Source organism: Streptomyces sp. DH24 (assembly GCF_029813775.1).
Lineage (GTDB): Bacteria > Actinomycetota > Actinomycetes > Streptomycetales > Streptomycetaceae > Streptomyces.
On the sequence record NZ_JARVKW010000019.1, the window covers coordinates 1 to 14,298 of the forward strand.

11 protein-coding genes are annotated in these 14,298 nt (G+C 74.0%); 3 read left to right on the forward strand and 8 right to left on the reverse strand.

Features of this window, described 5'->3' with window-relative positions:
* Positions 1–4,170 (forward strand): cation-translocating P-type ATPase (locus tag QC282_RS17105; protein ID WP_279550295.1); only part of this gene is annotated, 4,170 nt, incomplete at its 5' end.
* A 28-nt stretch (positions 4,171–4,198) separates the two neighbouring features.
* Here the strand turns inward: QC282_RS17105 and QC282_RS17110 are convergent.
* Both QC282_RS17110 and QC282_RS17115 read right to left on the reverse strand, forming a co-directional pair.
* Entirely contained in the window at positions 4,199–5,596 is a 1,398-nt protein-coding gene (locus QC282_RS17110) for a nucleobase:cation symporter-2 family protein (protein WP_279550296.1), read from the reverse strand.
* 218 nt (positions 5,597–5,814) lie between these two features.
* The gene (locus tag QC282_RS17115; protein ID WP_279550297.1) at positions 5,815–7,164 is read right to left on the reverse strand and encodes an FAD-dependent oxidoreductase; all 1,350 of its coding nucleotides are present in this window, start codon (positions 7,162–7,164) and stop codon (positions 5,815–5,817) included.
* Positions 7,165–7,370: 206 nt separating this feature from the next.
* Here QC282_RS17115 and QC282_RS17120 point away from each other — a divergent pair, with 206 nt between their 5' ends.
* Positions 7,371–7,787 (forward strand): DUF6214 family protein, encoded by a 417-nt coding sequence (locus QC282_RS17120; RefSeq protein WP_279550298.1) that lies wholly within the window; start codon positions 7,371–7,373, stop codon positions 7,785–7,787.
* Positions 7,788–7,800: 13 nt separating this feature from the next.
* Here the strand turns inward: QC282_RS17120 and QC282_RS17125 are convergent, their stop codons facing one another.
* Positions 7,801–8,460, reverse strand: coding sequence for a DUF305 domain-containing protein (locus tag QC282_RS17125; RefSeq protein ID WP_279550299.1), 660 nt, complete (start codon positions 8,458–8,460; stop codon positions 7,801–7,803).
* Between the two features lie 194 nt (positions 8,461–8,654).
* Here QC282_RS17125 and QC282_RS17130 point away from each other — a divergent pair, with 194 nt between their 5' ends.
* Positions 8,655–10,157: a hypothetical protein gene (locus QC282_RS17130; RefSeq protein ID WP_279550300.1), complete on the forward strand. Its 1,503-nt coding sequence runs from the start codon at positions 8,655–8,657 to the stop codon at positions 10,155–10,157.
* On the opposite strand, the gene QC282_RS17135 is transcribed toward QC282_RS17130, so the two are convergent.
* The 5 genes from QC282_RS17135 to QC282_RS17155 form a co-directional block, all read right to left on the reverse strand.
* The gene (locus tag QC282_RS17135; protein WP_279550301.1) at positions 10,145–10,828 is read right to left on the reverse strand and encodes a helix-turn-helix domain containing protein; all 684 of its coding nucleotides are present in this window, start codon (positions 10,826–10,828) and stop codon (positions 10,145–10,147) included. The genes QC282_RS17130 and QC282_RS17135 overlap by 13 nt on opposite strands.
* Positions 10,829–11,040: 212 nt before the next feature.
* Positions 11,041–11,730, reverse strand: a complete 690-nt coding sequence (locus QC282_RS17140; RefSeq protein WP_279550302.1) for an HAD-IA family hydrolase — start codon at positions 11,728–11,730, stop codon at positions 11,041–11,043.
* Between the two features lie 75 nt (positions 11,731–11,805).
* Complete coding sequence (locus QC282_RS17145) at positions 11,806–12,477, reverse strand: phosphatase PAP2 family protein (RefSeq protein WP_279550303.1); 672 nt, start codon at positions 12,475–12,477, stop codon at positions 11,806–11,808.
* 82 nt (positions 12,478–12,559) lie between these two features.
* Positions 12,560–13,492, reverse strand: coding sequence for a M56 family metallopeptidase (locus QC282_RS17150; RefSeq protein WP_279550304.1), 933 nt, complete (start codon positions 13,490–13,492; stop codon positions 12,560–12,562).
* Positions 13,493–13,591: 99 nt separating this feature from the next.
* Positions 13,592–14,236: a DUF5134 domain-containing protein gene (locus QC282_RS17155; protein WP_279550306.1), complete on the reverse strand. Its 645-nt coding sequence runs from the start codon at positions 14,234–14,236 to the stop codon at positions 13,592–13,594.
* Positions 14,237–14,298 lie beyond the last annotated feature (62 nt).

Consider the following 14,298-nt stretch of genomic DNA (forward strand, 5'->3'; position numbering starts at 1 on the left):
GCGGGGGTACGCTGCGCGGACACGGCGGTGCGCGTGGCGCGCGTCGCCCGCAACGCGCTGCCGACCGGATCGCGCCCCTGGCGCTCCGGCAGCCGCGCGCACATCGCGCTGAAGGTCGCCGAGACGGACCGCGTACGACGCGGGGGCGGGCTGCGGCGGGCGGCCGGTCGGGTCGCCGCCGAGCTGGCTCGCCATCCCGAGGTGGCCGTCGCCTACTGGGACGGCGGCCTCGGCCGGCTGGTGGTGACCGCCGTCGACAGCGAGGTCGTCGACCGGGTCCTGGACCGGGTGGCCGAGTCGGCCGCCCGCCACGGCCTCGCGCCCACGGACGAGGGCGCGGCGGAGATCCCGCACCCGGCCAACCCGGCCGGCGTGCGCGCGGCGGCAGCGGCACTCGCGGCCGACGGTCTGGGGGTCGCGGCGGGACTCACCGCGTCCGCCCTGCGGCTGCCGCCCTCGCCGCGCGCCGTGACGGCGCTGGTGACGCTGGTGCGGGAGAACCCGCGCGTGCGGGCCTGGCTGCGCTCGCGTCTGGGCCCCGACCGCATGGACGTCGTCCTGGCCGCCACGAACGCCGTCGCGCACGGCGCGGGCCAGACACCCACCGGGCTCGTGCTGGACGGGGTGCTGCGCGCCTGCCAGTTGGCGGACACCATGTTCCGTGCCGCCGCGTTCGACGCCGTCCACGACCGGGTGTGCCTGCCGGAGCGCGTCAGCATCGCCCCGGGCAACTGCCCGCGCCCGCCGCTGCGGTCCTCCCCGGCGCAGGAGTACGCCTCCCACGCCGCCACCGGAAGCCTGGCCGGCGCCCTGGCCACGCTGCTCGTGAAGCACAGCGGCGCGGAGGCAGCCGAGGCGGTGCTCGCGGGCTCGCCCAAGGCCGCGCGCTACGGCCCCGCCGCCTTCCACGCCGTGCTCGGCGCCTCCCTGTCCCGCACGGGCGTGCTCGTGCGGGACGCCGAACGGCTGCGGCAACTGGAGACGGCCGACACGGTCGTCCTGCACCCCAGCGCCTTGCGCACCCCCGGCTCGGGCGCCGACCCGTGGGCCGAGGCCGTGCTGGACGCGGCACGTCAGGCCGGGCTGCGCGTGGTGATGGTCGACGATCCCGCGCTGGCCGACTTCACCGCCCTCGCCGACCACGTCGTCAGCGGCGACCGCCCGCTCCCGGACGTGGTGGCCGGGCTGCGCGGCGACGGCGGCGTCCTCACGGTCGCCCGGCCCGGCTCGGCCGAGGACACCGACGTCCTGACCGGCCTGCTCGCCGGTGACGTGGCCGTCGCGCTCACCGACGGGGACTGCGTGGTGTGGGGCGCGGACATCCTCGCCCTGCACGGCCTGCCCGACGTGTGGCGGCTGCTGAGCGCCGTGCCGGCCGCCCGCGCGATCGGCCGCAGGTCGCAGACGCTGGCCCGGTCCGGCGCCGCCCTGTCCGGGCTGCTCGTCGCCGTCGGCGAGTCCGGCGGGCGCAGGCACAGCCCGCTGCCCGGGCTGCGGCACGCGCCGGTCGACATCAGCGCGGCGGTGGCCCTGCTGAGCGGCGCCCGGGCCGCCCTCGGTGTCGCCGTGGCCAGGCCACCGCACCCCCGGGCCCGGGTGGCCTGGCACGCGCTCGATCCGGATGCCGTACGGGCCCGGCTGGAGCGCGATCACGCGCCGGATCCGACGCCGGTCGAGCAGGCCACGTCCCGCGTCCGTGAGGCCGCCCGCACCGCCGGCCGGCATCCCCTGCTCGCCCCGGCCCGCTGGACGGTGCAACTCGCCCGGGCCGTGCGGGGCGAACTGGACGACCCGCTCACGCCGGTCCTGGCGGTCGGCTCGGCCGCGTCGGCGATTCTCGGGTCCGCCGTGGACGCCCTCCTCGTCGTCGGCGCGCTCGACCTGAACGCGCTGGTCGGCGGCGTGCAGCGGCTGCGCGCCGAGCGGGCCCTGTCCGGGCTGCTGGCCGATCAGAAGCAGAAGGCCCGCGTGGCCGGCGAGGACTCGCGCAAGGAACCCCGGATCGTGGACGCCACGAAGCTCGTGCCGGGCGACGTGATCGAACTGAAGGGTGACGACGTCGTACCCGCCGACGCCCGGCTGCTGTGGGAGGACGGCCTCGAAGTGGACGAGTCCGCGCTGACCGGTGAGTCCCTGCCGGTCGACAAGCGGACCGACCCGACACCGCGCGCCGCCGTTCCGGACCGGCGCTGCATGGTCTTCGAGGGCACGACCGTGGTGGCCGGCCGCGCCCGTGCCGTCGTCGTGGACACCGGCGACGACACCGAGGCCGCGCGCGCCGTCCACCTCGCCGCCCGCACCCCGCCCTCCGCCGGAGTCCAGGCCCGCCTTCAGGAACTCACCCGCAAGGCACTGCCGTTGACGCTGGCCGGCGGCGCTGCGGTGACCGGCCTGTCCCTGATGCGCGGCACGCCGATCCGCGAAGCGGTCAGCGGCGGCGTGGCGGTGGCCGTGGCGGCCGTGCCCGAGGGTCTGCCGCTGGTGGCCACCGTCGCCCAGCTCGCCGCCGCCCGCAGGCTGAGCCGGCGCGGCGTCCTGGTGCGCACCCCGCGCACCCTGGAGGCCCTGGGCCGGATGGACACGATCTGCTTCGACAAGACCGGGACCCTCACCGAGAACCGGCTGCGGCTGGTCCGCGTGACCGGCGCCGACGGCACGGTCCACAAGGTGAAGGACCCGGAGGCCGCCGACACCGTGCGGGCCGCGGCGCGGGCCTGCCCCCGTCTGAACGGCGGTACGGAACGGCCGGTGCACGCGACCGACGAGGCCGTGCTCGACGCGGCCGGGGACGACCCCGGGTGGCGGCAGATCGAGGGACAGCCCTTCGAGGCGGGCCGCGGTTACGCCGCGGCCGTCGGCCGGGACGCGGACGGCGAGCCCGTCCTCGTCGTCAAGGGCGCGCCGGAGACGGTGCTGCCCGCCTGCTCCGACCTCCCGGACGGCGCCTCCGAGGCGGCGCACGACCTCGCCCGGGACGGGCTGCGCGTCCTCGCGGTCGCCCAACGGCCGCTGCGCAGCGGCGAGAACGCCTCCGCGGCCCTGGAACAGTCCCTGGAGAAGCTGGAGTTCACGGGCCTGCTGGCACTGGCCGACGTCTCCCGGGAGACGTCCCCGGCCCTCGTCCGGGGTCTGAGGAACGCGGGCGTACGGCCGGTCATGCTGACCGGCGACCACCCGCAGACCGCCCGGGCCATCGCCTCCGACCTGGGCTGGCCGGACGACACCAGCGTGGTGACCGGCGACGAACTCGCCGCCGCCGACCGGTCCGAACGCGCCCGCATGCTGCGCGACGTCGGCGTGGTGGCGCGGGTCGCGCCCGAGCAGAAGCTCCAGGTCGTCGAGGCCTTGCGGGACGCCGGGCGGGTGGTCGGAATGGTCGGTGACGGCGCCAACGACGCGGCGGCCATCCGCGCCGCCGACATCGGCGTCGGCATCAGCGCGCGCGGCTCGGCCGCCGCCCGCAACGCCGCCGACCTCGTCCTCACCGAGGACGACCTGTCGGTGCTGATCGAGGCGGTCACCGAGGGCCGGGCGCTGTGGCACAGCGTCGCCGACGCCATCGCCATCCTGATCGGCGGCAACGCCGGTGAGGTCGGCTTCGGCATCGTCGGCACGCTGATGGCCGGCCGGGCGCCGCTGTCGACCCGGCAGATGCTGCTGGTCAACCTGTTCACGGACCTGTTCCCGGCGATGGCGGTCGCGGTGACCCCGAAGGAGGACGGCGGGGAGAGTCCGGCGGGCCCCGAGGAGCGCAGCGAACCGCTGGGCACGGAACTGCTGGGCGAGCCCCTCATCCGGCAGATCCGTCACCGTGCGCTGACGACCTGCGCGGGCGCGACGGCGGCCTGGCTGATCGGCCGTTTCACGCCGGGCACGGCACGCCGCTCCACGACGATGGCGCTGTGCGCGGTGGTCGGCACCCAGCTCGCCCAGACCCTCGCCGACCGGCGCGGCAGCCCGCTCGTCCAGGTCACGTCCCTCGGCTCGGCCGCCGCACTCGTCGCCCTGGTCGAGACGCCCGGCGCCAGCCAGATGTTCGGCTGCACGCCGCTGGGTCCGGTCGCCTGGGCCGGTGTCGCCGCGGCGATCGTGCTCGCCCTGGCGGGACAGCGGGTGCTGCCCCGCCTGGAACGAGCGGTCGGTGCACGGCTGCCAGAGGCCGTGTCGTGAACGTGCGCGAGTGCCGCGCGGGGAGGGTCTAGACGACCTCCTCCGGCGACTTCCCGGCTCCCCGCTCGCCTCCGCCGGCGGGCAGGGAGCCGACGTCGGCGACAGCCGGGTCAGCCGAAGTCGCCTTGGCGGGCAGGTGGTTGAACAGCAGGTTCAGCACGATCGCCGTGAGGCAGCCCGCGCTGATGCCGCTGTGCATCACCGTCTGGAACCAGTCCGGGAACTTGTCGTAGATCGTCGGCACGCCGACCGGCAGCACGCCCATCGCGACCGCGACGGCCACCACGGTGAGGTTGTTGTTGCCCTTGAAGTCGACCCGCGCCAGCGTCCGCAGCCCGCTCGCGGCGACCGTCCCGAACATCACCAGGCCGGCACCGCCCAGCACCGGCGCCGGAATCGCCGCGACCACCGCGCCCAGCTTCGGCAGCAGTCCCAGCAGCACGAGGATGCCGCCCGCCGCGGCCACCACCCAGCGGCTGCGCACCCGCGTCATGCCGACCAGGCCGACGTTCTGCGCGTACGCCGTGTACGGGAAGGTGTTGAAGACGCCGCCGAGGACGGTCGACAGGCCGTCCGCGCGCAGCCCGTCCGCCAGGGACCGCGGCTCGACCTTGCGTCCCGTCATCTCGCCGACCGCGATGAAGTCGCCGGTCGTCTCGGTCATGCAGACCAGGGCCACCACGAGCATCGAGACGACGGCCGACGCCTCGAACGTGGGCGCCCCGAAGTGGAACGGCGTGCTGATCCCGAGCCAGTCGGCGTCCGAGACGCCGCCGAAGTCCGTGAACCCGAACGGGACGGCGACCAGCAGCCCGACCGCGATGCCGATGAGCACGGCGACCCGGGACAGGAACGCGGGCGCGAACCGCTGCACGCCCAGCACGACCACCAGCACGAACGCGGCGAGCGCCAGGTTCTTCGGCTCCCCGAAGTCCTCGGCCCCGGCGCCGCCCGCGGCCCAGTTGCCCGCGACCGGCAGCAGCGAGACACCGATGATCAGGATGACCGTGCCGGTGACCAGCGGCGGGAAGAACCGCAGCAGCCTGCCGAACACCGGCGCCAGCAGCATGATCGCGAGACCCGCGACGATCACCGAACCGTAGATCGCGGGCAGTCCGCCGCCCGTCGTGCCGATCAGCACCATGGGGGACACGGCGGCGAAGGTGCAGCCCTGCATGATCGGCAGCCGCACGCCGAACCGCCAGAAGCCGATGCACTGGATGAGCGTCGCCACGCCGCACACCAGCAGGTCGGCGGTGATGAGATACGCCAGGTCCGCCGGCGGCAGCCGCATCGCGCCGCCGACGATCAGCGGCACCGCCACGGCGCCCGCGTACATCGCGAGCACGTGCTGCAGGCCGAAGGCGGCCAACTGCCGTACGGGTGGCACCTCGTCGACGGGATGCACGGGTGAGGTCGTTGCCATGGGCACTCCTGAGCGGCGGTGGGCGGAAACAAGGGGACAGGGGATCAGCGGGGCACAGCGGGGACAGAGAGACCAGGAGACAGGCCGAGTGGGGGACAGGGGAACGGTCCGGCACCGAAAAGTTCCGGACAGCACGAGACCGTAGGCGCCTTGAACAGTTTGTTGATTTCCGCCGTGTTGCCGCCGTGTGACCTGCCCAAGGGCGATATCCGGCTCCGCTACGACCCCGCGGCCCGTGCCGCCGCCAGCAGCGATTCCCAGTCGGGCAGCTTGACCACGCCACGGCCCAGCGACGCCCCGAGCTCGGCCTCGGCCCGCTCGATCGCCCGCCACCCGGCCCACCCGACCGGTTCGGCCCCCGCCGCCCGCAGCGCGCCGACCGGGTCCTCGGGAACGTCCTTGCGTACGAGCACGGCGGCGTCCTCCAGCAGCGACGTCACGGTCTCCTTGGCGCACGGACGGTTGCTGCCGATCACGCCGGTCGGGCCCCGCTTGATCCACCCGGCCACGTACTCGCCCGGCGCGACCACACCCCCGCGCAGGACCCGCCCCGCCAGATGCGGCACCGTGCCGGTCGCCGCGTCGAACGGCAGCCCTTCCAGCGGCACCCCGCGATAGCCCACCGACCGCAGCACGAGCTGCGCCTCGATGTCCTCGTACCGGCCGGTCCCCGTGACGCCGCCGCGCCCGTCCGGCACCGTCCGCTCGAAGCGCACCCCGGCCACCCGCCCGTCAGCCCCGAGCACCTCGACGGGACGCAGGAAGAACCGCAGCCGGATCCGTCGTCCGGCGTCCGTCGGCGGTGCCCCGGCCCAGCCGCGCAGCACCTCGACGTTGCGGCGCTGCGCGGCGGGCAGGGCCAACGGGTCGGCGTACCCCGGGTCCTGTGCCAGCTCCGCCGGGTCCACGACCACCCCGGCCCCCGGCAGGGTGCCCAGCTCGCGCAGTTCCTTGGTGGTGAACCGGGCCTGGGACGGGCCGCGCCGGCCGACCATGTGGATGTCCCGGACCCGGCTCGCGGCGAGCGCGGTCAGCGCGCCGTGCGGCATGTCGGTGGGGGACAGCTCGGCCGCCGACCTGGCCAGGATGCGGGCCACGTCCACGGCGACGTTGCCCACGCCGATCACGACCGCGGACCGCGCGTCGCCCACGAAACCGCCGTCGGCCGGGGAATCGGGATGGGCGCTGTACCAGGACACGAACTCGGTCGCCGACCAGCTGCCCGGCAGTTCCTCGCCCGGAATGCCGAGGTGCCGGTCGGTGGCGGCGCCCACGCAGTACACGACCGCGTGGTACATCTCCCGCAGCCGCGCGGCCGGCACGCCACCGGGCCCGCCGATCCGCACACCGCCGAGGAACCGCACCCGGTCGTGCTCCAGCACCGCCCGCAGAGTGTTCTGCAGCGACTTGATCTTCTCGTGGTCGGGCGCCACGCCGTACCGCACCAGCCCGTACGGGCACGGCAGCCGGTCCAGGACGTCCACGAGCACGTCGGGATCCAGCTGGACGAGGCTCTGAGCGGTGTAGCACCCGCTCGGCCCGGAACCGACGACGGCGACACGCAGCACGGCGGAACTCCTCACCCCGGGGGATCGTCAAGGAGTCGCTGACACGTCCAGCATGGCACCACCGCCGCTCCGCCGGCAGGGTGCAGTGCCCGGCGGCGGCGCGTGTCCGTTCGTATGGAGTGTGATGATGCGGTTACGTTCCGCGTGTGCTAGACGCATCCTTTCTTAATCTGTCCGGTCGCCGCCCGGCGGACGGTGCCGTCTCCGTGCGGCCCGCGTGGGAGGTGCGGGAGGGCGACGGGGCCACGTCGTGGTTCGACGTCCGGCTGGAGTTCGCCGACGGCGCCCGCGTCGACGCGCTGGCCGTACGGTGCGGTCGGGGCGTGTCCCTGGAGGACGTGCGGGCCCGGCCGGCGCTCTCCCTGGACGACCTGGCCGCGCTCGCCGACTGGCTGGAGGGGCCGCTCGCCGAGGCCTGCGGTGTGGCGCGCCGGCCGGAGGGCGCCGGCACCGGGGACGACACGGGACTCGTGGCGCGGGAGTACCGCGCGGCGCAGGAGAAGGGCACCGACCCCGTCCTCGCGGTGATGAAAGCGACCGGCCGTGACCGCCGCGGCGCGCTCCGGCTCATCGGACGGGCGCGCGACGCCGGTCTGCTGACTCCCCGTCACCACCGGCGCTGACCGCGCCCGTTCTTCACATCAGCTCCCGCATGCGTGTGATCTCGCTCGTCTGCTGAGCGATCACGTCGTCGGCCATCTCCTCGATCTGCACGTTGTTGCCCTGTGCCTTCACGTCCGTGGCCATCGTGACCGCGCCCTCGTGATGCGTGATCATCAGGGTCAGGAAGAGCTGGTCGAACGCCTTCCCCTCGGCCGCGCGCAGGTTCTTCAGCTGCGTCGCGCTCGCCATGCCGGGCATCGTGGCGTGGTCGTGTCCGCCGTGGCCCTGCGGCTGTTCCTTCTCGCCGTGGGTCTTCAGCCAGCCTCGCATGGCGTCGATCTCCGGGCCCTGCGCGGCGAAGATCCGCTCGGCGAGCTTCTTCGTCTTCGTCGATTCGGCGCGCTTCGGGACGAGTTCGGTCATTTCCAGCGCCTGCGTGTGGTGCTGGATCATCATGCGCGCGTACTCGACGTCCGCCGAGTTGGGCGAGTCGTCGCCCTTCTGTGCGGCGGCCTCCTCGGGGGACAGCGTCCGGTTGTCCTCGCCGGGCTTGCCTGGGGCGATCACCGAAGGCCCGCTCGCGGAGGCGGCTTTGGTGTCCGGTTCCGGGTCGCAGCCCGCGAGGCCGAGCACGGCAAGGGCGGCCAGCGCGGCCGGGGCGAGGGCCAGGCGGGACTGGCGGCGGAAGAACACATCGACCTCCTGGAGCAAGGCGTGGTGGGAGCACGCACCTTGTGGGTGCGATGAACGTCCTAGCACGCTTCTGGGGGTTACTGATCAAAAAACTTCATTGCGGGTTTGTTTCCCCCTGTTGGTATGCGCATGGCGAGGACGATACTGCGTGGTGCGTGAACCGTTCTTGCATGAACGGCGCTAGGGAGGAAACAGTGATCCTGTTGAACGATCCTCGAACCCGTCGCAGACGGCTGGGAGTTGCCACCGCCGCCGCCGGTCTCCTGGCCTCGCTGCTCGCGGCGGGCCCGGCCTCGGCCATCCCCGATCCCGGGGACGGCCCGACGAAGCAGCAGGGCGTGTCCGAGAGCACCCGGGCGGAAGTGCGGGAAGCCATCGGCGACGGTGAGATACCCGCCCAGGACCAGGTGGTCCACTCCGCCAACATCGAACACCTCGTCAACATCCCCAAGGAAACGCTGCCCGGCACCAACTCGGACCTCGCCTTCCAGGGCAAGTACGCGTTCGCCGGCAACTACGACGGCTTCCGGATCTTCGACATCAGCAACCCGAAGGCCCCCAAGACGGTCGCCCAGGTGCTGTGCCCGGGCTCGCAGAACGACATCTCGGTCTCCGGGAACCTGCTGTTCCTGTCCACCGACTCCTCGCGCAGCGACAACAGTTGCAGCAGCACCACCCAGCCCGCGACGGAGAAGTCCTCCTGGGAGGGCATGAAGGTCTTCGACATCAGCGACAAGTCGAACCCGAAGTACGTGGCCGCCGTCGAGACCGCCTGCGGCTCGCACACCCACACCCTGGTGCCCGAGCGCAGAAACGTTTACGTGTACGTCTCGTCGTACTCGCCCAGCGCGAGCTTCCCGGACTGCCAGCCTCCGCACGACGGCATCTCCGTCATCAAGGTGCCGCGCAACGCCCCCGAGAAGGCGGCGGTCGTCGGCTTCCCCGTGCTGTTCCCGGGTGAGGGCCCGGACGGCGGCGGCAACCCGGGCGCGCCCACCAACCCGGGCGTCTCCAAGACCACCGGCTGCCACGACATCACCGTGCTGCCGTCCGAGGACCTCGCGGCCGGCGCCTGCATGGGCGACGGCATCCTCTTCTCCATCACGGACCCGGAGAACCCGAAGGTCATCGACCGGGTGCAGGACAACGTGAACTTCGCGTTCTGGCACTCGGCGACCTTCAACCAGAAGGTCGACAAGGTCGTGTTCACCGACGAGCTGGGCGGCGGCGGCGCGGCCACCTGCAACGCGGAGATCGGCCCGAACCGCGGCGCCAACGGCATCTACGACATCGTCGGCGAGGGTGACGACCGCAAGCTGGTCTTCCGCAGCTACTTCAAGATCCCCCGCCACCAGGCGGCCACCGAGAACTGCGTCGCCCACAACGGCTCACTGATCCCGGTCAAGGGCAAGGACCTCATGGTCCAGGCCTGGTACCAGGGCGGCGTCTCCGTCTGGGACTTCACCGACTCCACCGCCCCGAAGGAGATCGCCTACTTCGAGCGCGGCCCGCTGACCACCGACCGGATCACCACCGGCGGCTCCTGGTCCGCGTACTACTACAACGGCTACATCTACTCGAACGACATCGCCAAGGGCTTCGACGTGCTGAAGCTCAGCGACCGGCGCACCGACCCGGCCAAGCGGGTCCACCTGCACGAGCTCAACGTGCAGACGCAGCCGGACTACTTCGACTGACCCTCCACGGGGCGCTCGGCCGCCCCGGTCGCGAAGTACCGCGACAGGTCCGTCTCGCACGTACCGCCGGGCGCCTCGGTGTCCGGCGGTACGCCCATCTCCCAGTCGAGCCCGTACCGCGTGAACAACTCGGCGCGCAGCACCGGTACCGGCATCGGAGCGCCCGGCATCAGCGCGGCGTAGACCGCCCCCATCAACTGGGCGCGCAGCAACGGGTAGTCGTGGTCCACGTCCCGCGAGCCGCGCCGGGCGACGGTGTCCCGCAGCAGCTCGGCCAGCCGCCGCTGCTCCGGACACGGCAGGAAGCCCTCGGCCTGCAGCAGTCCGGACATGTGCTGGCGCATCAGCACCGGCCGGTCCCGGGCGAGACCCAGAATCGCGTCGATCGCCCGCGCCAGCCGCTCCCGGCCGTCGTCGGTGCGCGGCTCGCGCTCCAGCGCCTCCTCCAGCGTGCGGTGCATCAGCCGGTGCACGGCGGACTGCACGAGCTGGCGCTTGCCGGGGAAGTAGTACGACACCAGGCCGCGCGCCGAACCGGCCCGGTCGGCGATGTCACCGAGAGTGGTCGCGTCGTAGCCGTGCTCACCGACGAGCTCGACCGCCGCCTGCAGAAGCCGCTCCTTGGAGCGCCGCCGCAATTCTTCAGTGACCGAGGCGCTGCGCGGGGACATGCTGTAACTCCTGCGTTGACTGGCTGCCAGCCAACTATACTCAACGCATCCGGACCGGCCCTTCAACGGGGTCGGGTCGGTGCTGCCGTCCGTCTCGGGCGACGCGGGGGATCGTCCGAGACGGACGCGCACGCATGCCCGCGTGCGCATGTCTGGAACAAGGGCCCAGGTCACCGGCCGGGGGGGCCGGCGGGCGGGAGCCGCGGGCGCGGTCACGCCACGAGGTCCAGCACCGGCCGCAGCGCGCCGGGCCGTTCGGCCGCCGGGAGGTGGTCGACGAAGTGCACCCGGCAGCCGAGGGCCGCCGCGCCGCCGTCCGCCCGCCGGTCGTCGCCGACCATCACCGTCCTGCGCGGATCGGCGCCCAGCGCCTCGCAGGCCACCGAGAACAGCCGCGGATCGGGCTTCTGCACCCCGTGCTCGTACGACAGCACGTACGCGTCGACCCAGCGGTCCAGGCCGTGGGCGCGGAACACCGGCCGCGGGTCCCAGCCGATGTTGCTGACCACGCCGACGGGGACACCCCGCTCCCGCAGCGCCCGGAGCACCTCGGCGGCGTCCGGGTACGGCTGCCAGGCGGCCGGGGCCATGTGGCGGTCGTACAGCACATCGTGCAGCGCGGGGTCGGGCAGCGGCACCCGGCGGGAGAGGCCGGTGTAGGCGGCGCGGTGCAGTGCGGCGCTGCGGTCCCGGATCTGCCAGAGCTCGGCGAGCTCGTCCGGCACGCGCCGGGGCGGGGCACCGCCGGGCAGCGCCCCGGCCTCCTCCAGTGCCCTGGCCGCCGAGACCACCTCGGACTCCGGGAGGCGAAGACCCGCTGCGCCGAGCGCCCCGCGCAGCCAGGACTCGGTGGACTCGACGCGGAAGAGGGTGCCGGAGAAGTCGAACAGCACGGCGGTCATGGGGTGATCCTATGAGGGCGGGGCCCCGGGAGGGGACGGTTTCGGCCGTGGCAGGCCCGCGGAGCCCCGCCGTTGTCAGGCGCGCAGTCGCCGGTGCGCCAGGACCGCCAGCACCACCGTCAGGGCGCCCAGCAGCCAGCCGCCCACCACGTCCGACGGCCAGTGGACGCCGAGCCAGATCCGGGTCAGGCCGACGCCCGCCACGGAGATCACGGCGACCGCGAGCGCCGTACGGTACAGGGCGCGGCCGGCGCCGTAGTGGTGCAGCAGCCACAGCAGTACGCCGCTCACGACCGTAGCGGTCATGGCGTGGCCGGACGGGAAGGCCGCGTAGTGGGCGGAGTCGACCGGGTCGGGCCACACCGGCCGGGGCCGGTCGACGGCGGCCTTGATGCCCTGCTGCAGCAGCGCGCTGAGCGTGCAGACGGCCGCCAGCCACACCGCGGTCCGCAGGGCGGCGTGCCGCACCAGCAGCCACACGGCGACGGCCGCGCAGACGATGCGCATCGTCCACGGGTCCCACACCCAGTCGGTCAGGATGCGGCAGGCCTGCGTCAGCCCGGGTTCGTCGACCGCCCAGCGGTGCGTGGTGCGGGCAACGTCCCCGTCCAGTGCGGTCAGTGGCCGCCACTCGGCGGCGACCAGGGCGATCAGCAGCACGGAGCAGGCGGCCAGTCCACCGGACCATCGGACGGCGCGGCGGTCCTCGGGCGGGCGGGGCGGGGAGTCGACGGTCGGGATACCCATACAGCGATCCTCGCTCAGCGGCGGGGTGCGGGGCCAGTTCCGCCGTCGGACTTCGGCCCGGTGTCGGCCCCGCGGGGCGGGTCTAGCCCAGCGCCCGCAGACCGGGCACGAACGCCACCAGGACCGGGATCACCGGCACGAGCGAGGCCGCCGCCGTCAGTTGCAGGCGACGGGTCGCCGGGAGCCGGTCCGGGGGAGTGAGCAGGCGGGCGACCCGGCGCGGCACATGGGCCTGCGGCGTGGGGCAGGGGCCGAACACGCCGCGGTCCTCGTTGAGTTCCACCAGGGCGAGAGCGGTCGTGAGGCGGCCGAAGCGGCGGGAGGCCATGTCGTCGGCGGCGAGTTCCACCAGCCGGTGCATCTCGTCGCGGAACGCCGCGAACACCCGCACCTGCGGGAAGCCGCCCGCCAGCGCGGCCGAGCAGTGCAGCAGCCAGTGGTGCCGGGCCTGCGCGTGCCCCTGCTCGTGGGCCAGCACCGCGTCCAGCTGCCGTCCCTTCAGCCGGCGCAACGCGGCCGTGGTGACGACCAGTTGGCCCTCGGGGCCGGCCAGCCACCACGCCTCCGGCCGGTCGCCCTCCAGGACGACGAGCCGGCCGCCGCGCTCCTCGCCCGGCAACAGCGGCGCGCGCACCAGGAGTTCGGCGCGGCGCCGGCGACGGCGGGTATGGGCGCGGGCGATCTCGCGGACCAGCATCGCCGCGCTCCACAGCCCGCCGCAGGCGAGGGTCACCGCGGTCGTCGCCGCCCAGGGTCCGGCCGTGCCGAGCGCGTAGGCCTCCACGACCGCGTGGGGCGCCGACGCGAACACGTGCCCGCCCACCGCATGCCACGCCGCCGCCGCGCTCAGCGTCATCGACAGGGCGCAGCACAGCAGGACGGCCGCGATCACGCACTGCCACGTCCACAGCGCGACCACCGGTTCACGGTCCGGCCATTCGGCGCCGGCGAGCAGCCGTGGGGCGACCACTGCGGTCAGGGCGCCGAGCAGCAGCAGGGCCGCGGGGAGGATCATGTGGGCAGCCTATGAGTGCCGCGTCGTCCGTGGTGTGGCATGGGGCGCAAAGTGACGCAGGCAACGGTCGCGTCCGGCGCGGGCTGCCCGTCCGGCGCGTCAGAGCGTGAGCAGCATGGTGAGCGTCGCGATGCCCATCGACAGCCGGCACACCCGCGCCAGCTCCGGACGGTCGCCCCAGCCGGCCCTTCCGGCGACGGCCCTTCCGGCAGTCCCCGTCGCCCCGAGGGCGCCCCCGGCGATCGTCCCCCGGGCGACGGTTCCCCCGGCGACGGCCTCTCCGGGTGCCGCGCGGCCCGTCCCGGTGGTGACCGGCACCAGCCGGAACCCGGACAGCAGCACGTATCCGACGAAGTAGAGCAGCAGCGCCCCGGTCAGCGGTGGGACGCCCGCGCCCGGGTGGGTGTGCGCCCCGCCCGGGGAGCCCGCCATGACGGCGGCCATGTAGACCATGGCCGCGGCGCCCACCAGGTGGTGCAGATGGTGCGGGTCCGTGCGCGCGGCCCACAGGGCGCGCAGTCCGGCCACGCCGAACACCACGGCGTAGCCGGGCCAGGCCCACCACGGCGGGCTGAACACCGCCGCGGGCACGGCCATCACCGCCATGCCGAACCCCATGAGCGCCTCGTCGCCGGCCGCGCGGCGCTGCTCCTCGACGCCGCTGCGCATCCGCAGCAGGCAGTACGCGCCGGTCGCCGCGCACAGCGCGACCAGCAACCAGCCGGACGACGCCGGTCCGTGCACACCGACCTCCCCGTTCGAGCCGCACGGTCGGTCAAGGGCTGCCCGGACCCGGCGGTGCGCAA

What these genes read in the sequence shown, in the direction of transcription:
- QC282_RS17140 (WP_279550302.1), bottom strand. Translation starts at nt 11,730, where the DNA reads ATGACCGCCGTGCTGTTCGACTTCTCCGGCACCCTCTTCCGCGTCGAG.
- QC282_RS17150 (WP_279550304.1), bottom strand. Translation starts at nt 13,492, where the DNA reads ATGATCCTCCCCGCGGCCCTGCTGCTGCTCGGCGCCCTGACCGCAGTG.
- QC282_RS17110 (WP_279550296.1), bottom strand. Translation starts at nt 5,596, where the DNA reads ATGGCAACGACCTCACCCGTGCATCCCGTCGACGAGGTGCCACCCGTA.
- QC282_RS17145 (WP_279550303.1), bottom strand. Translation starts at nt 12,477, where the DNA reads ATGGGTATCCCGACCGTCGACTCCCCGCCCCGCCCGCCCGAGGACCGC.
- QC282_RS17135 (WP_279550301.1), bottom strand. Translation starts at nt 10,828, where the DNA reads ATGTCCCCGCGCAGCGCCTCGGTCACTGAAGAATTGCGGCGGCGCTCC.